Annotated in this window: 14 protein-coding genes; 7 read left to right on the forward strand and 7 right to left on the reverse strand. The window is 66.8% G+C overall.

Annotated features, from left to right (window positions below; translation table 11 throughout):
• Positions 1 to 7: 7 nt before the first annotated feature.
• Complete coding sequence (locus tag ACFVTD_RS01290) at positions 8 to 886, forward strand: LysM peptidoglycan-binding domain-containing protein (protein ID WP_387556956.1); 879 nt, start codon at positions 8 to 10, stop codon at positions 884 to 886.
• A 162-nt stretch (positions 887 to 1,048) separates the two neighbouring features.
• A complete protein-coding gene (locus ACFVTD_RS01295) occupies positions 1,049 to 1,555 on the forward strand; it encodes an Rv3235 family protein (protein WP_387556958.1) in 507 nt (168 codons plus the stop codon).
• A 112-nt stretch (positions 1,556 to 1,667) separates the two neighbouring features.
• Here the strand turns inward: ACFVTD_RS01295 and secA are convergent, their stop codons facing one another.
• From secA to mtrA, 7 genes are all read right to left on the reverse strand, one after another.
• Entirely contained in the window at positions 1,668 to 4,409 is a 2,742-nt protein-coding gene (gene secA, locus ACFVTD_RS01300; protein WP_387556961.1) for a preprotein translocase subunit SecA, read from the reverse strand.
• Between the two features lie 99 nt (positions 4,410 to 4,508).
• Positions 4,509 to 5,720, reverse strand: coding sequence for a winged helix-turn-helix domain-containing protein (locus ACFVTD_RS01305; RefSeq protein WP_387556964.1), 1,212 nt, complete (start codon positions 5,718 to 5,720; stop codon positions 4,509 to 4,511).
• A gap of 29 nt (positions 5,721 to 5,749) precedes the next feature.
• Positions 5,750 to 6,475, reverse strand: a complete 726-nt coding sequence (gene hpf, locus ACFVTD_RS01310) for a ribosome hibernation-promoting factor, HPF/YfiA family (protein ID WP_387556967.1) — start codon at positions 6,473 to 6,475, stop codon at positions 5,750 to 5,752.
• Positions 6,476 to 6,619: 144 nt separating this feature from the next.
• Positions 6,620 to 7,534 (reverse strand): ComF family protein, encoded by a 915-nt coding sequence (locus ACFVTD_RS01315; RefSeq protein WP_387556970.1) that lies wholly within the window; start codon positions 7,532 to 7,534, stop codon positions 6,620 to 6,622.
• A gap of 144 nt (positions 7,535 to 7,678) precedes the next feature.
• Positions 7,679 to 9,394, reverse strand: coding sequence for an LpqB family beta-propeller domain-containing protein (locus ACFVTD_RS01320; RefSeq protein WP_387556973.1), 1,716 nt, complete (start codon positions 9,392 to 9,394; stop codon positions 7,679 to 7,681).
• Positions 9,391 to 11,277: an MtrAB system histidine kinase MtrB gene (mtrB, locus tag ACFVTD_RS01325; RefSeq protein ID WP_387558923.1), complete on the reverse strand. Its 1,887-nt coding sequence runs from the start codon at positions 11,275 to 11,277 to the stop codon at positions 9,391 to 9,393. The genes ACFVTD_RS01320 and mtrB overlap by 4 nt, the downstream gene beginning before the upstream one ends.
• Positions 11,252 to 11,926: an MtrAB system response regulator MtrA gene (mtrA, locus tag ACFVTD_RS01330; protein ID WP_159631554.1), complete on the reverse strand. Its 675-nt coding sequence runs from the start codon at positions 11,924 to 11,926 to the stop codon at positions 11,252 to 11,254. The genes mtrB and mtrA overlap by 26 nt, the downstream gene beginning before the upstream one ends.
• A 628-nt stretch (positions 11,927 to 12,554) precedes the next feature.
• Between mtrA and ACFVTD_RS01335 the strand changes: the two genes are divergently transcribed.
• The 5 genes from ACFVTD_RS01335 to ACFVTD_RS01355 are packed head-to-tail and all read left to right on the forward strand — an operon-like array spanning position 12,555 to position 17,700.
• The gene (locus ACFVTD_RS01335) at positions 12,555 to 13,559 is read left to right on the forward strand and encodes a hypothetical protein (RefSeq protein WP_387556978.1); all 1,005 of its coding nucleotides are present in this window, start codon (positions 12,555 to 12,557) and stop codon (positions 13,557 to 13,559) included.
• The gene (locus ACFVTD_RS01340) at positions 13,549 to 14,181 is read left to right on the forward strand and encodes a DUF4129 domain-containing protein (protein WP_387556981.1); all 633 of its coding nucleotides are present in this window, start codon (positions 13,549 to 13,551) and stop codon (positions 14,179 to 14,181) included. The genes ACFVTD_RS01335 and ACFVTD_RS01340 overlap by 11 nt, the downstream gene beginning before the upstream one ends.
• Complete coding sequence (locus ACFVTD_RS01345) at positions 14,178 to 15,398, forward strand: DUF4350 domain-containing protein (RefSeq protein ID WP_387556984.1); 1,221 nt, start codon at positions 14,178 to 14,180, stop codon at positions 15,396 to 15,398. Before ACFVTD_RS01340 ends, ACFVTD_RS01345 begins: the two co-directional genes overlap by 4 nt.
• Positions 15,395 to 16,408, forward strand: coding sequence for an AAA family ATPase (locus ACFVTD_RS01350; RefSeq protein WP_387556987.1), 1,014 nt, complete (start codon positions 15,395 to 15,397; stop codon positions 16,406 to 16,408). The genes ACFVTD_RS01345 and ACFVTD_RS01350 overlap by 4 nt, the downstream gene beginning before the upstream one ends.
• Entirely contained in the window at positions 16,408 to 17,700 is a 1,293-nt protein-coding gene (locus tag ACFVTD_RS01355; RefSeq protein WP_387556990.1) for a DUF58 domain-containing protein, read from the forward strand. The genes ACFVTD_RS01350 and ACFVTD_RS01355 overlap by 1 nt, the downstream gene beginning before the upstream one ends.
• Positions 17,701 to 17,728: the final 28 nt, after the last annotated feature.

Below are 17,728 nucleotides of genomic sequence, written 5' to 3' on the forward strand. Positions count from 1 at the left end.
TGGAGATATGGGTCGATCCAGCTCGAGGGAGTGGCAGGACGCCGCCATGGTGGTGGCCCTGCTGGTGCTCGGCTTCCTGCTCAGCGTCCTGGGGGCAGGGCTGCTGGCACAATGGCGGGTTTCGACAGCCAGCGCGCAGGAGTCGTCCGTTGAGTTCCTCCTGGCGTCGGCCGCGGCAGCTGCCGGCACCGGGTTACTGCTGTGGTGGGCATTTTCGATGGCATGTGCCGGAACCTCCCTCCTGCTGGAGCGGTTGGGACGGCAGAGGGCGGCGGCCGCGGCCCGGAAGCTCTCTCCCGCCTTCATGCGGAGGGCACTGGTCGCCGCCCTTTCGATACAGCTGATGGCAGGCGCCGCCGCACAGGCGGCCACCACACCGCCGGGGCCGGAGTGGACACCAACGTCCGGGCAATCCTCCGCGGCCGCCTCCACCCTTGCCCCTGCCAATGGCCTTCCGGCCCCTGACCGGAACGGCCGGCCCGGGACACCTTCCCCGTCCCCACACCTCACCGCGGAAAGCCAACGGAGCGCTATGGAAGAGGCGTCGCCCCAATGGCAGCCAACGGCCGGAACACCCACCACGGCACCTGACCCAGGGTGGCAGCCTGCCGCCCCTGTCGTTGAACCTGGCCTGATCGCCGCACCCCAAAACAGGACCACTGCGGCGCCGGGGGGTCCTGGAACGGAAACCCAGCCGGACGGAGTAGTCGTACTCGCCGGGGATACGCTGTGGTCCATCGTGGCTGCCCGGTTGGGACCAAGAGCATCGGATGTGGACATAGCCCTCGAATGGCCGCGGTGGTATGCAGCCAACCGGGCCTTGATTGGTGACAGTCCTGATCTGCTGCTTCCGGGCCAGATCCTTCGGGCGCCCGCAGGACCCTAGCCTCCGCTTTCCGCCCTCCAGCTCCCCCGTTCGCGGCCCCCCTGCCGGGCAGGACCGGGGCGTCCGATCAATGCGCCCCACGCCGTACCTGATTGGCCGGCGGAGCCACTCAACCTCAAGACAGCTACTCAAACCATCAGCTATTGAAGCAAGGGGATAACAATGACTGCAGTGACATCGGTACGGGCCGTCCGGAAGACGTCCGCCAACAGCGTCAATGGCGGAACGGCCGTGATTAACCCCGCGTCAGGGTCGGGCGCGACGGCGCTGGCAGGCCCGCCCCGCGGTACGAACCCGCCATCACTGCGGCCGATCAGCGAGGCGGCTGAAGTCACGGCCATCACCAGGGGGACGGTACAGGCCTCCATGGAAGTCCTCGCCGGGGTCCGTCCCATTCACCAGCTGGCACGGCGCCTCGACCCGCGGTGCCTCGCGTCGCTGCAGCACCGGGCCGCACTGATCAGGAGGGAACATACACGGACGGGGAATCCCGCACTCGCCCGGCTCCACCGGAATTCCACTGTCCGTTCAGTTCGGGTATGCGAGGTGGCCGAGGGGATCTACGAGGCAAGTGCCGTAGTGGTAGATGACGTTCGTGCGCGTGCCGTTGCGGTTCGGCTGGAGCGCAGCAAGCAGGTCTGGCGGATCGTTGAGCTCATTATCGGGTGACTCATCGGAAAGTCCGCAGGGGACGGAAGTACTATCCGACAAGCAAACAGGGCAGGGGCCGCGAGGCCCCTGCCCTGTTTACCAACACCGTCGGCGGATTGCGACAGTGCCGTTACCGCTTCTTTTTCTTCGCCGGGCGCTTGGCAGCGTCCTGGGCAGCTGCCTTGGCAGGGTTGCCGGAGCGCCCGCTTCCTGCACGGGTTTCCACCCGGGTCTGCGTGCCGCCGCTCTCGCTGGGAGCCGTGTACTGAAGCTGCGCCGGCTTTTCGGGGGCCTCGAGGCCGGCCGCGTGAACCTGCGGGTCCACGTGCTCGGTATGACCGCCGGCGGCGTCCGGAACCACAACATCCTGTGCCGGCGTCACCTCCACCTCGAGGTTGTACAGGAAGCCGACACTTTCCTCCCGGATGGCTTCCATCATGCTCTGGAACATGGCAAAACCTTCGCGCTGGTACTCCACCAGCGGATCACGCTGTGCCATGGCGCGCAGGCCGATGCCCTCCTTGAGGTAATCCATCTCGTAGAGGTGTTCCTGCCACTTGCGGCCAATGACGGACAGGACCACACGGCGCTCGAGCTCTCGCATGCTTTCGGAGCCGATGACCTCCTCGCGGGACTGGTAGACCAGCCGGGCGTCGGAGAGGATCTCCTCCTTCAACAGTTCCACCGTGACCCTGGACTTGCCGCCGGCTTCTTCGATGATGTCTTCAGCGGTAACGCTGACAGGGTAAAGCGTTTTGAGGTTCGTCCACAGCTGGTGGAAGTCCCAGTCGTCACCGTTCCCCTCTGCCGTGGCGGCATCGATCAGGGCTGTGATGGTGTCCTCGATAAAGAACTGCACCTTTTCGTGCAGGTCATCGCCCTCAAGGATGCGGCGGCGGTCGCTGTAGATGGCTTCGCGCTGGCGGTTGAGGACGTCGTCGTATTTCAGGACATTCTTGCGCTGCTCGGCGTTCCGGCCCTCCACCTGCCCCTGGGCGGAAGCGATGGCCCGCGATACGAGCTTCGATTCCAGCGCGACGTCGTCCGGAACGGAGCTGTTCATCAGCCGTTCCGCGGCGCCGGAGTTGAAGAGCCGCATGAGGTCATCGGTCAGCGACAGGTAGAAGCGGGACTCGCCGGGGTCGCCCTGGCGGCCGGAGCGGCCGCGGAGCTGGTTGTCGATGCGGCGTGATTCGTGGCGCTCGGTGCCCAGGACGTACAGGCCCCCAAGGTCCAGGACTTCCTCGTGTTCGTCCTTGACGGACTGCTTGGCTGCTTCGAGCGCTGCGGGCCACGCGGCCTCGTACTCTTCGGAGTTCTCCTCCGGATCAAGACCGCGCTTGGCAAGTTCGGCGACGGCTGTGAATTCGGCGTTGCCGCCCAGCATGATGTCCGTACCGCGGCCCGCCATGTTGGTGGCCACGGTGACAGCGCCCTTGCGTCCCGCCTGGGCGACGATGGCAGCCTCACGGGCGTGGTTCTTGGCGTTCAGGACCTCGTGGCGGATGCCTTCCTTGGCGAGCAGCTTGGACAGGTACTCGCTCTTCTCCACGCTGGTGGTGCCAACGAGGACGGGCTGGCCATTTTCGTGGCGTTCGGCGATATCGCGCACCACGGCGTCGAACTTTACAACCTCGTTCTTGAAGACGAGGTCCGGCTGGTCGATCCGCTGCATGTCCCGGTTGGTGGGAATGGCAACGACGCCGAGCTTATAGGTGCTCATGAACTCGGCCGCCTCAGTCTCGGCGGTACCGGTCATGCCGGAAAGCTTGCTGTACATGCGGAAGTAGTTCTGCAGCGTCACGGTGGCGAGGGTCTGGTTCTCCGCCTTGATCTCGACGCCTTCCTTGGCCTCGATCGCCTGGTGCATGCCCTCGTTGTAGCGCCGGCCCGCCAGGATGCGGCCAGTGTGCTCGTCAACGATCAACACTTCACCGTCCAGGATGACGTAGTCCTTGTCGCGCTTGAACAGCTCCTTGGCCTTAATGGCGTTGTTGAGGAACCCAATCAGGGGCGTGTTTGCCGACTCGTACAGGTTGGAGATGCCCAGGTAGTCTTCGACCTTCTCGATGCCGGTCTCCAGCACGCCCACCGTGCGCTTCTTTTCGTCGACCTCGTAGTCCTTGTCCGCCTGCAGCCGGAGCACGACCTTGGCGAATTCGCTGTACCAACGGTTGGTGTCCCCCTGCGCCGGACCGGAGATGATCAACGGCGTGCGTGCCTCGTCGATGAGGATGGAGTCGACTTCATCCACGATGGCAAAGTTGTGGCCCCGCTGGACCAGCTCGGTCCGGTCCCACGCCATGTTGTCGCGCAAATAGTCGAACCCGAACTCGTTGTTGGTCCCGTAGGTGATATCGGCTGCATACTGCTGGCGGCGGACAGCCGGGTCCTGGTTGGCGAGGATGACGCCGCTGGTCAGGCCAAGGAAGCGGTAGACGCGGCCCATGAGCTCGGACTGGTATTCCGCGAGGTAGTCGTTGACCGTGACCACGTGGACGCCCTTGCCGGCGAGGGCATTCAGGTAGGCGGGAGCGGTCGCCACCAGGGTCTTGCCTTCACCGGTCTTCATTTCGGCAATGTTGCCAAGGTGCAGGGCGGCGCCACCCATCAGCTGGACGTCGAAGTGGCGCATGCCCAGGGTCCGGGATGACGCTTCACGGACTGCGGCGAAAGCTTCCGGAAGCAGGTCATCGAGCTTTTCGCCATCCTGGTGGCGTGCACGGAGGCGGTCCGTTTCCTCCCGCAGTTCCGCGTCGGTAAATGTCTTGAATGAGTCTTCGAGGGCGTTAATGGAATCGGCATAGTTCCGCAGCTGCCGGAGTGTTTTCTTGTCACCCGTGCGGAGAATTTTTTCAATAAGTGATGCCACGTGAAGATGCTCCCAGTCTGATGCCGCCGAATTCTGGCGTGTTCAGTCTACGGGAGAGACACGCGGCCGGTGCCCCTTTTCCCTGAGAGCGGATACTCCCTACAGCCGCGCCAGCTCGTGGGCCAGGGCGGCGGCAAGGTCGCCTGCCGGCTCCACTTCCACGTGGGGCAGGCCAAGCCATTCGGCCATAAGGGCCAGCTCGGCGGCGAGTTCGGCGGCGGTGTCCTGGGGTGCGTCCGGCTCGGCGAAGGCGGACCTCACCAGAAGCCGCCCTGTTGCCCGGTCAGCTTTGAGATCAACGCGTGCCACCATCCTGTCTCGCAGCAGGAAAGGGAGCACGTAGTACCCGAAGCGCCGCCTAGGCTCCGGGGTATAGATTTCGATCCGGTAGTGGAACCCAAAAAGCTCGAACAGGCGCCGCCGCTCAAAGACCAGGGAATCGAACGGGCTCAGCAATGCACGCCCGCTGGCTTCCCGGGGCAGCAGGGAATCGACGTGCCGGAACACCTGCCGTCCCCAGCCGGCCACCGTGACCGGCACCAACCTGCCCTGTTCCACCAACTGCTCGACGGCCAGCGCTGTTGCCTTGACCGGAGTCCGGAAGTAGTCGGCGAAGCAGCGGACGCTGCCGATCCCGTGGGCCTGGGCGGCTGCATCGGTCAGGCGGCGGAGGGCAGCCACCGAATCCCCCTCCGGTGCCGCCGCGGCCTGCCGCGGGAGCACCTTGGAGGTCAGCGTGTACCGGCGTTCGAACTGGGCGGTCCTGGACGCGGCCGACACCAGTCCTTCCTCGAAGAGGTGCTCCAGGACGCGCTTCACAGCGTTCCAGTTCCACCCCCAGTTCCCTGCTTGTTTCTCTTCGACGTGACCGATCCGTGCCGTCAGTTCAGACGCCGTCATGGGCCGGGACCGCGCGAGAACCGCCATGATCCTGGCCGCCACATCGTTCCGGAGCGCCGGCTCCATGCGGGAGGCGCCCACCCAGGCCCGTTTCTGCCATAGCAGGAGGTCGCCGTAATGTTCCGGCCGGATGAAGCTAGCTTCGTGGGCCCAATACTCAAGCATCCGCCGGGGATGGCTTCCGGACATGCGTTGCAGGATGTCCCGGTCGTAGTTCCCAAGGCGGGAATAGAAGGGCAGGAAGTGGCTCCGGACCAGGACATTGACGGAGTCGATCTGGACGAGCTGGAGACGCGCAAAGGTGCGGCCCACCGTCCGTGCTGTCACGGGGCCGGTGGGCCGTCCTCTGTGGAGTCCCTGCGCTGCCAGTGCGATCCGCCGTGCCTGGTCCAGGCTCAGCGATGCCGGCAAGTCAGTCCTCTCCGGTGGTTGATGCCACCTTAAGCGTTGGCGGGGGCGTCGTCCGAACGGTAGGCAAGGACCTTTTCCTCAACGACGGTATCCCCTGGTTCGCATTCGTGGTCCAGGGTGATGACGCCGTAGGTCCACCCGCGGCGGCGGTACACGACCGACGGCGTGTTGGTGGCTTTGTCGACGAAGAGATAGAAGTCGTGGCCCACAAGCTCCATGTTGTCCACGGCGTCGTCAAGCGTCATGGATGCGGCAGGAAAGACCTTGCGCCGGATCAGCACCGGGGAATTCCCGGCCGGGATGTCGTTCTCGACATCGTAGGGGGACTTTTCCTCGGCTGCCTGCGCGGATTCGCTCCAGCGGTTGGCTTCCAGGTACAGCGGCTCATGTGCGCTGGCGGGTTCGAGGGAAGCAGTGGCTTCACGGACAGCCTTGGGGGTGTGGCGGCCATGGTGGACCTTCTTGCGGTCCTTTGCGCGCCGGAGCCGCTCAAGCAACTTGTTGTAGGCGAGGTCAAAGGCGGCGAATTTGTCTGCGGCGCTCGCTTCGGCGCGGATTACAGGGCCCCGGCCCAGGACTGTCACCTCGACGGTCAACTGGTCGCCGGTCTGCCGGGCATTGGTCTCCTTGGAGACTTTCGTATCGACCCGCTGGATCTTGTCGCCAAGCGATTCGATCTTCGCGATCTTTTCCCCGGCGTACTCGCGGAACCGGTCTGAAACGGTCAGATTTCGTCCGCTGATCATAAACTCCATGGTGCCCTCCAAATGACTTCGGTGACACGACGGCGGCACTTCCTTGGGCCGGGCTGTCTGACAGTCGAGCCCCTCTCCGAGCCGCCATCGAAAGGTACATTCTGTTCTTGGTACCCACCACCGACGTTAGTTCATAGCCACCTGTTATTCATCCTTTCCCGGTTTATTTTTTTCTAAGTCATGGCTACTCCCGTGCGGGATGGGGGCCGGAGCGGCGGGGCCGGCGGCGTCGGGCGGGCGTGTCGCCGCAAGCACGACGGCGCCCCTCACCTGGGCGCCGGCGGCATGCAGGGCACGGGCTGCTTCGCCAATGGTGGCGCCGGTTGTCAGCACGTCATCGATGATGATGCAGGGACGCCCCAGGACCTTTTGGCGGTTTCCCGGAGGGACCCGCATGGAACCCCTGACCCGCTGCGCGCGGGCTCCCCTGCCCAGCCCTTTCTGGCCGCCCATCCGGCCGGGGAACTGGCCGCCGGGTCCGGGCTTCTTGGCCAGGACATCCGCGACGTCGAGCCCGGGCAACTGCCGTGCCGCCTCCTCCACGAGCAGGTGGACCGGGCTGAACCCCCGGCTGACGTACGCGGCCGTGCCGGTGGGCACCGGAACCAGCAGGACCCCGCTGCCGCCCCGCGCTGCAGCCCTCACCGCCGCGGCAAGTGCCCGGCCCAGGCTCCTGCGCAGCTGGTGCTGGCCGTGCCGCTTGAACGAGAGCAGGCCCTGCGCCAGTTCGTCCCGGTACACACCCGCGGCAACCACCGGCAGCATGATGGTCCCGTCGACATCCATCAACGCGGGCGCACCGCTTTCAGCCCGGAAGGGGGTCCGTGCCAGCCGGCGGATTCGGCTGCTGCAGGACGCGCAGAGAGTTCGGTCCTCCGCACCGCAGCAGACGCAGTCAACGGGCACCGCCAGGGCCAGGAGATCCTCCCCTGCCCCCGACAGCCAGTCCGCCAGCCGCAGGAGGACGGAGGCGTGCTCAGCCCTGTGCAGGGCCGGGAAAGGCGGTGGCGGCTGGAGGTCCGGGTCCGTCGTCCGCGGATGCCAGGGTCCGGACTCCATTGCGCCGCCTCCGCCCGATTTGCCGTTCACCCTTCCACCATGCATCAGGCGCGCGCAGCAGTCCGGACCCCTGCGCAGCTATGTGGACAAGCCGGGCAGCGACGGACCGGGCCCGGCGCGAAAGACCAGTGGCTTCGAACAGTGTCAGCCCGGGAAGGCAGGATCGATCGGGCCCTTGATTTGTGGCGACCAGCCGTTGCCGAGCCGCTGGAAGATCCCCTCGCCGGACTGGACGTAGATGTCGTCTGCACCGTTTCCGGCGCTGATGGCAACCAGCCCGGGCCAGGGAGCCAGCTGCTGCGGCTGACCCGAGGTAAGCGAGAGAAGTTCCGGCGTGACGTTGGCCCCGGCTGCCTCCTTCATGACGACGACAGTGGTGCCATTCACCCACACTCCCTGGTCCGGATCGCTGGCACTGACCAGGGCGATCGGGGCCGTCAGTTCGCGCGGCGTGCCGTCGGCCGTGCGGATCACGCCCGTCACCTGCACTTTGGATTTCCCGTTCTGTTCGGAGATGACCAGGGCGCGCACGCCGTCGCGCGAGATGCGGAATTCCTTCACCGTCCGGCCGGCAAGCCACGTCGGCGCCAGGGTTACCGACGGTACGGGCGCCCCCTCGGCCACGCCGGTGGGGTGGAACGCCACGACTTCGGTGGCGCCGGAGCCGCCTGGCCCGGCCGTCCAGACCCAGTCGCTGACGCTGAAGGACGGCCTGCTGAGGGTGGTGCGGGTGGTAAGGGCACGCGCGGGTTGCCCAGGGCTGATGCTGTAAAGGGTGGTGCGGCCGTCGTTGAGGAAGGCTGCCGTCTGCGACACCGGAGATTCTGCCGGATAGCGCGGGTTCAGGGCCGAGACCGGCTGCATGTCAGGCAAGGGTGAAACCCGGTTGTTTTCGTAGCGCACCAGCTCGTTGCCACTGATGGCGATCTGGCGCGACGGCACGGTCCTGTCCAGCACCGGAGGAAGGACGGACCCGTTGTCCTCCACCCGGACCAGGTCCTGGTTGGCGCGCAGTTCGACATTGACCACATCCGGTTGGCTGCGGAAGGTCAAGGTCAGCTGCATCTGCATGCGCAGCCTGTCCTCCGCCGAGGTCTCCGTCAGCTCCTTGGCGGTCAGGTCCACCTGCGCGGCACCCGAGACCACCGGGACGGACTCACGGGCCAGCTTGATGCCGGAGGGGAACGCGCTGGCGACGGCGCCGCGCAGGTACGGCGCCGGACCGGACAGCAGGGCGCTGGTCATAGCTTTGACGGTCTTGTTCTTCAGGAACCAGCGGACGTCGGGGATGGCGTAGGTGAAGGTGGGGTCGTAGAAGTAGATGGGATACGCGCCGTAGATCACTTTGAACGTTTCCTCGGCGATGGCGGTCCCGTCTGGAATTGCGGAGATACGCCACTCGCCGTCCACCTGGGTCACGGTCACGGGAATACGTTCCACCGTGCCCGGCGGCGATTGGGTGGCGATGCCGTCAGCATCCACCGTGTAGGAGACGTCGAGCTCATAGTTGAAGACGTTCTCGGTATCCGTGGGGACAACGCGGGCCGCGCGGTAGACGAGTGCGCGTTTGTCCGGTTTCCAGGACACGGCCGATGCCTGTGTCAGGTACTGGCGCGCAACCGCGTAGTCGTCCTCGTAACCGCTGCCGGCCCGGTAGAAGTAGTCGATGATGGTTTCAGGTGATGCGCCGGGCTGGGGCGCTGCGGGCAGGAAGACGGGGGCACTGACGTTGCCGGCGCTGCTTTCGCTGCTCTTTCCCACCGGCCCGGAAGTGGGAATCCGAGCGCAACCCGAAAGGAGGACCATCAGAAGCGCGAGCAGTGCTGCCGGGTACCTGGCGTGGCGCATGCCGGACCTCATGGTGTCTCCTCGGGAGACTGGACCGGAGCGGGTGCGGCCGCACGTGTCTGCAGTAGCAGCATGTTCTTGTAGTCCTGTTCCGCAGGGATGGTTCCCGGCGCTCCGGGTATGGTGGCGTCCTTCGGTTCCAGCTGGATGGGCGACTCGTTAAGTTCACCGTCCTGGCGCAATGGCAGGGTCAGCCGGAAGTTCGCGCCGTCACCTTTCCGTCCCCACGCCTGCAGCCAGCCATGGTGCAGCTTGGTGTCCTCCATGGCAATGGACAGCCCCAGCCCGCTGCCACCCGTAGTGCGGGCGCGGGCAGGATCGGCACGCCAGAACCTGTCGAAAACCCTTGCGGCCTGGGCCTGGTCCATCCCGATGCCGTGGTCCCTGACGGCAACGCCTACAGCGGTGTCATTCACCGCAACGGTGACAGTCACCGGTTTGCCCTCACCGTGCTCCACAGCGTTCAGGATCAGGTTGCGCAGGATGCGGTCGATCCGCCGCGCATCCATTTCCACGATGACGGCGTCCTTGGGTGCCGTGAAGAGGATTTCGGAGCCGTACTCCGCGGCCACAGGAGCAGCGCCTTCGATGACGTGGGCGATGACCTGGAGGAGGTCCTCGGGTTCGGCATCAAGGACTGCAACGCCTGCATCGAACCGGCTGATTTCAAGCAGGTCCGAAAGGAGCGACTGGAACCGCTCCACCTGGTTATACAGCAGCTCGGCGGACCGTTTGTTGATCGGATCGAAATCGTCACGGGCGTCGTAGAGCACTTCCGCAGCCATCCGGACCGTGGTCAGTGGCGTCCTCAGCTCGTGCGAAACGTCCGAAACAAACCGCTGCTGCATCTGGGACAGAGTGGCAAGTTGCGTGATCTGTTCCTGCAGGCTGGCCGCCATGTGGTTGAAGGAGGCCCCAAGGCGGGCCACTTCGTCCTCGCCCTTCACCACCATGCGCTCCTGCAGTTGGCCGGCGGCGAGCTTTTCGGAAACCATGGCGGCGTGGCTTACCGGACTGACCACGTTGCGCGTGACGTACCAGGCCACGGCGCCGATCAGCAGGACCAGTACCGCACCGCCGGCCCAGAGGACGCTTTGGATCTCATTCAGTGTTTGCTGCGCGGTATTGAGGTCGTAGATGAGGTACAGCTCGTAGACGGTGCCGTTGAAGGTGACCTTGTTTCCGACGGCGATGCCCGGCCGGTCCTCGGTTCCCACCGGGATGACGGTGGAAGCCCAGTACTGGTCCTTGCCCGAATCCTGCACTGCCTTGCGCAGTTCCGGCGGAATGACGCTGACCGTCAATTGATCGGACGCGCGGGACTCGACCCAGCGGTTGCGGGGTTTTGTCTGGTTGGGCATCGCTTCAAAGACGTAGCGCCGTTGGATGACCGAACCCCGGCCCTCCACGGCGCTGAGGGTGTCGGAGACCAGCGTGATGACGCTCGACTGGTCGGTGACCTGGGCGCCGTCGAACGTTTCCTGCACCTGCTTGACGTTGTAGCGCGTCTCCGATTCGGCTTGCGTCAGCCGCTCCTGGAAGAGGTTGTTGGCGATCTGGTTGGACAGGTAGGCCCCGACGACGGCGAAGGATGTGACGGCCAGCATCAGGGTTGTCAGGACGGTTCGGAACTGCAGGGACCGGCGCCAGCGCTGCTGCAGCGCCCGGCCGAGGTACCTCAGTCCGGGAAGGAACCGGCGGACACCGGTGCCGACCAGCCGTGCCACGCGGAGCGCGACGATGAGGGCGCGGCGCTGCCAGATCCGGGCGCGGAACGCGACGTGCCGGAGATCGGCAGCGGGGGTGCTGCCGGGCCCAGGCGCGTCATGCGGTTCGCCGGCCGGTGAAGTCCCGTCCTGGGCGGCGGGGTCAGACCCCTGCTTTGTAGCCGACACCACGCACCGTCAATACAACTTCCGGGGCTTCCGGGTCCTGTTCGATCTTGGACCGCAGGCGCTGGACATGGACGTTGACCAGGCGGGTATCGGCGGCGTGGCGGTAGCCCCAGACCTGCTCCAGCAGCAGCTCCCGGGTGAACACCTGCCACGGCTTGCGGGCGAGCGCCACCAGGAGGTCAAACTCCAGCGGGGTCAGGGAAATGCGCTCGCTGCCCCTGCTGACGGTATGGCCGGCGACGTCGATGGTGATGTCCGCGATCTTCAGCGTTTCGGGGGCCTTCTGGTCGCCGGGGCGGAGACGGGCGCGCACGCGGGCCACCAGTTCGGCGGGCTTGAACGGCTTCGGCACGTAGTCATCGGCCCCGGATTCCAGTCCGCGAACGACGTCGGAGGTATCGGACTTGGCGGTCAGCATGACAATCGGGACATCGGATTCGCCCCGGACCTGCCGGCAGACCTCAATGCCGTCCATGCCGGGAAGCATGAGGTCGAGCAGGACAAGGTCGGGCCGTGATGAGCGGAAAACATCGAGAGCCTGGGCGCCGTCAGCGCAAAAGACCGGCTCGAAGCCGTCATTACGGAGGACAATTCCAATCATCTCGGCCAGCGCTTCGTCATCATCTACCACCAGAATGCGTGCCTTCATAGCTATATATTCCCTTATCGGGATGGGTTTGTCGTGTTGAGGGCACTCCGGGCATGGCGGGACACTAGGCCGGCCGACGCCGGAACTATAGTCTTGGGGTCATGCCCTGCACGGCCGGTGCGCGCCTTTCCGGTGCGAGGCCCGTGGGGCAGGCGGACTGATATGGGGGAGGAAATCAGTGTCACCACACGAGCCGGGTCACGGGAACCCAGTGCCGGAAGAACCGGGCAAGGACCACGGCGACGGCGGCCCCTCCGGTGCAGGCGCCGGCGGTCCTGGGCGGACCGAGTGGGAACAGCCGTGGGCGCCTCCGGGGGGCCAGCCGGGCCATCCGCGGCAGCCAGGCCTGCCGGCAGGCCGGGACGGGCAGGGAACGTGGCAGCAACAGCCGCAGCAGTGGCCGCAGGGCGGACAGTACCCGAGCGGGAGCACGTCCCGCCCCGGGGGAACCTATCCCGGAAGCTCCTATGGCGCCCAGCCTTACAACGGAGCCCCCTACGGCGGGCAGGCCTACCCGGGTTCCCCGTATAACCCGCCTCCCCACCCCGTCCCTTTTGGAGCTGGGCCTTACGGGCAACCGCGGTACGCGGCCCCGCCAAAACCGGGCATCATTCCCTTGCGTCCGCTGATGTTCGGAGAAATCCTGGACGGCTCGTTCCAGTCCCTCCGGCGCAACGCCAAGGCGATGCTCGGCGCGGGCCTCCTGGCACAGTCCCTGTCAGCCATCCTCGCCGCGGTGCTCACAGGAGTGCTGGCAACGTCGTCCGGGTCCATTGAGGCCTGGGCGGAGACGGCCAGCACCGCCGACGTCGCGTCGTTGGGTATTGGGCTGATGGTGACCTTCGCCGTGCTGTCCATCCTCTCCGTGTTCATGTCCGTTATCCTCCAGGGCGCCATGGTGATCCCTGTGGCCAGGTCCGTCCTGAACCGTCCCACCGGCTTCCGGCGCATGCTGTCGCTGGTGCGTCCCCGCATTGGAGCGCTGGCCGGGCTCGCGGCGGTGCTGGTGGCGGCGGCAGTGGCCGCCATCGCGCTGTTCTTCGTCCTCGTCGTTCTCCTGTTCTCGAACGTCCGGGGCGCGGCGGCCCTGCTGGCCATCCCGCTGATGTTCGGGTTCGTGGCGGTGTTCGTCTGGGTGGCGATCAAGCTCATGGTGGCCCCTGCCGCCGTCGTCATCGAAGAAACCGGGGCCATTGCCGGACTTCGCCGCTCGTGGGCCCTCACCCGGGCGAACTGGTGGCGCATCCTGGGCATCACCCTCGTGGTGGGCATCCTGGTCGCCGTCATCACCCAGGTGGTGCTGATCCCGGCCAGCATGCTGCCCACGGTGCTGTCCGGCGTAGTCTCGCCCCATGGCGGCAGCGGGCAGGACGCAACGCTGCGTGTGGCCGTTGGCATCATCACCGCGGTGGTCGGTGCGTTGGTGGGGGCGGTGGGCTACGCGTTCCAGACATCCGTTATGGCATTGCTCTACTTGGACCTGCGCATGCGCAAGGACGGGTTGGACATCGTGCTGCTGCGCGAAATGGAGACCGGCGCCGATCCTGACGGCATTCCGGGCCGGAAGGCCGTCGCCGGGAACCCCTATCCCGGATACGGAACGTCGCCTGGGGCATGGCCGTATGGCCGTTGAACCGCCGGTGCTGCCCGGTGCCGACGAGGCACGGCGGTGGGCGGCAGACGAATTGACCAAAGCTGAATACCGTGACGCTGCCCCGTCCTGGCTGGACAGCCTGTGGCGGAACTTCCTGGACTGGCTGCAGTCCCTGGACGGCTCCCCCGGCGATGCGGCTCCGGTGCCCAGCCCGGTCATTGCCCTCGTCGTTGCCGCGATTATTGCGGCCGCGGTCATCCTGGCCCGTCCCCGGCTGAATGCCCGGGTCCGGCAGGCCAAGGATGTCTTCGAATCGGAAACCGTCCTGACCGCCGTGGACTACCGGAACCGCGCTGAAACCGCAGCCGCAGCCGGACGGTGGGGGGACGCCGTCGTCGACCGTTTCCGGGCGCTGGTCCGCAGCGCCGAGAACCGGACCATTCTTGATCCGCAGCCTGGCAGGACCGCCGATGAGGCCGCGAACGCATTGTCCGTGCCGTTCGCCGGTGAAGCCGGGCGCCTGGCCCGGGCGGCGGCAACTTTTGACGGCATCCGTTACGGGAGCCGGGCGGCGGGCAGCTCCGACTACCAGGACATGGTGGCCCTCGATGCCGCACTGGACGCCGCGAAACCCATCGCGGGCATGGTGCCGACGCAGTGAGCGGGCCAACGACCACCGGTGCCGGGCCGGCACAGGAAACACAGCGGTCCCCCGGCGCCTCCCCACCCGGCGGAAGCCTCCGCGCCGGACGGTTCCCGGCCTGGCTGCGGCAGCACCGTGGCATCGCCGCAGCCGCGGCCGTCGTGGCGGTTGCGCTCGCCCTGGTCATCGGCACGCAGCTCGCCCCCAAGGGTGATAACCTCCGCCTCTCCGTCCACAACGCGGGGCCGGAGGGAGCCAGGGCGCTGGGCGAAATCCTCGGACGGCACGGAGTGTCCGTCCATGCCCCCGCCCGGTTCGACGCCGCGCTGGATGACCTGCGCTCCAGCTCCTCCGCCACCCTCCTCCTTTACGACAGGTACGGCGTCCTGGACGCACAGCAGCTGGCCGGCCTGGCGGCGGCTGCCGGCCGAGTGGTGGTAGTGGCCCCCAGGCTGGAAACCCTTGCCGCCCTTGACGGCGGCATCCACCAGGCCGGCGTCGTCCCCGACGCCTCTCCTGTCCTCAACCCCGGCTGCGCCCTCCCGGACGCCGAAGCAGCGGGACAGGTGACCGGCCAAGGAGGATTTGTTTACGACGGCGGCACTACCTGTTACCGCGCGGCAGGAACCGCCGGGATGCTTGCGGTCAGCGATGATGGACGGCTGGCCGTCCTGGGCAGCACCGCTGTCCTGGGAAACGACAAACTGGACGAGCTGGGGAACGCAGCGCTGGCTGTCCGGACGCTCGGCGCATCGCCCGACCTCGTCTGGTACCTGCCTTCGTTCGAAGACGCAACGGCGGACGGATCCGGGAAAACCCTCGACGACCTCGCGCCGGCATGGGCCCGTTTCCTGGGCCCCTGGCTGCTGGTGGTGGCGCTCGCCGCCATCATGTGGCGGGGCCGCCGGCATGGTCCGCTGGTGTTCGAGCCGCTGCCGGTGGTGGTCAAAGCTGTTGAGACTGCCGAGGGACGGGCACGGCTCTACCAGGACTCGCGTGCCGTCGAGCAGGCCCGGAACAACCTGCGGGCCGGACTGCTGGTGCGGCTCGCCGCAAAACTGCGCCTTGGCCCGGGCGCGACTGCCGAGGAAACGATCGCGGCGGCGGCCCGGCTGCTTGGCAGGGATGCCGCCGGTGTCCGCACGTTGATCAACGAACACCCCACAACAGAAGCCCGGCTGGTGGCCTGGTCCCAGGCCCTGGACAAACTGGAGAAAGAGGTCATGACCCGATGAGTGAACAGAGCAGTGGCCCGGGAATCCTCAACCCCGTGGACCCCCACAGCCCAGCGGACGACGACGGCGCCCGGCAGGCGCTGCTTGCTGTCCGGCGCGAGGTGGCCAAGGCAGTGGTGGGACAGGATGCCACCGTCACTGGCCTGCTGATAGCCCTGCTTTCGCAGGGCCACGTGCTGCTGGAGGGAGTGCCGGGTGTTGCCAAGACCCTGCTGGTCCGGGCCCTTTCCTCAGCCTTGAGCCTGGACACCAAGCGCGTGCAGTTCACTCCCGACCTCATGCCGGGAGACGTCACCGGCTCCCTGGTTTACGACTCCCACACGTCCGACTTCAGCTTCAGGGAGGGACCGGTCTTCACCAACCTCCTGCTGGCAGATGAGATTAACAGGACACCGCCAAAGACCCAGGCTTCGCTCCTGGAAGCCATGGAAGAGCGGCAAGTCTCCGTGGACGGGCTGTCCAGGCGGCTGCCGGCGCCATTCCTGGTGGCAGCCACCCAGAACCCGGTGGAATACGAGGGCACCTATCCCCTCCCCGAAGCACAGCTGGACCGGTTCCTGCTAAAGCTCACCATGCCCCTGCCCGGGCGCGGCGAGGAAATCGAGGTGATCCGGCGGCACGCTGCCGGTTTCGATCCCCGGGACCTGGCAGCAGCCGGCGTCCGGGCGGTGGCTGGCGTGGAAGACCTGGACCGGGCACGGGAAGCAGTGGCCCGGGTAGCCGTCGAGCCGGAAATCATCGGCTACATCGTGGACCTGGTCCGCGCCACCAGGGCCGCCCCCTCCTTCCAGCTTGGCGTCTCGCCACGCGGCGCCACGGCCCTGCTCAATACCTCCAGGTCCTGGGCCTGGCTCTCCGGCCGTCCGTTCGTCACACCGGACGACGTCAAGGCGCTGGCCCTGCCGTGCCTGCGGCACCGTGTGGCCTTACAGCCCGAAGCGCAGATGGACGGGGTCCGGGTGGACGACGTCCTGGGCAGCATCCTGGCCTCAGTCCCCGTTCCCCGCTGATGGCCATCTCGGGGCGCTTTGTGGCGGTGGTGCTGCTGGGCCTGGTGCCGGTGCTGCTGTTCCCGGGCTGGCCGACCGTTCTCATCACGAGCGCCGTGCTCGTTGCCATGCTGGGTACCGACCTGCTGTTGGCCGGATCCCCCCGGCGGGTGGGTGCGGTACGCGCGGAGCCGCAGAACGTCACCCTCGACAACGCGGCGGAGGCAGCCCTGACACTCCACAACGGAGGTTCCCGCCGGCTCCGGGGCTCGTTCAGGGACGGATGGCAGCCTTCCGCCGGGGCGCAGGACCCGGTCCAGGACATCGATGTCCCGGCCGGCGAAAGCAGGCGGTTCGCTGTCAGGCTCCGGCCGGCCCGGCGCGGGGACCTCAAGGCACCCCACGTGACCATACGGTCGTATGGTCCGCTCGGCCTGGCAGCCCGGCAGCGGACCATCGACTGCCCCGGCTCGGTACGGGTACTGCCACCCTTCCATTCGCGCCGGCACCTGCCCTCCAAGCTGCGGAAGCTGCGCGAACTCGATGGAAAAGCCGCCGTCCAGATCCGCGGAGCCGGCACCGAGTTCGACTCCCTGCGGGACTACGTCCGCGGCGATGACGTGCGGTCCATCGACTGGCGCGCCACGGCACGGCGTTCCTCCGTGGTAGTCCGCACGTGGCGTCCGGAACGGGACCGGCGGGTGGTCATGGTCCTGGATACCTCCCGCACGTCCGCGGCGAGGATCGCCGACGAAACGCGGCTGGACACCGGGATCGAGGCGGCGCTCCTCCTGGGCGTCCTGGCGGAACGGGGCGGTGACCGGGTGGACTTCCTGGCCTTTGACCGCAGGACCCGGGCGCGCGCCGGTTCTGCAGGCCAGGGCAACATCCTGGGTCGGCTGGTACAGGCCATGGCGCCCCTTGAAGCCGAGCTGATCGAGATGGACTGGCCGGCGGTGCCGGCACAGGTCCGCGCCGTCTCCGCGCACCGGTCCCTCGTGGTGCTGCTGACCCCACTGGACAGCGGAGCGCCCGAGGAAGGGCTCCTGCCTGTGGCGGAGCGGCTGGCCGGCCAGCACACAGTGGTGGTAGCTGCCGTCCGCGACCCCGCACTGGGCACCATGCTGCGGGAACGTAGCGACGCCACAGGCGTGTTCCGGGCCGCCGCCGCCGAGCGGGCACTCCTGCAACGCGCGGCAGTTACCGCGGAACTGCGCCGCTACGGCGCCGAGGTGGTGGACGCAGAGCCCCATGAGCTGCCGTCCCGGCTTGCGGACATGTACATCCGGCTCAAGGCTGCCGGTAGATTGTGAAACCGGAGGCAAACAGCGCCGCCGCAGG

Source organism: Pseudarthrobacter sp. NPDC058119, from assembly GCF_042884655.1.
Lineage (GTDB): Bacteria > Actinomycetota > Actinomycetes > Actinomycetales > Micrococcaceae > Arthrobacter.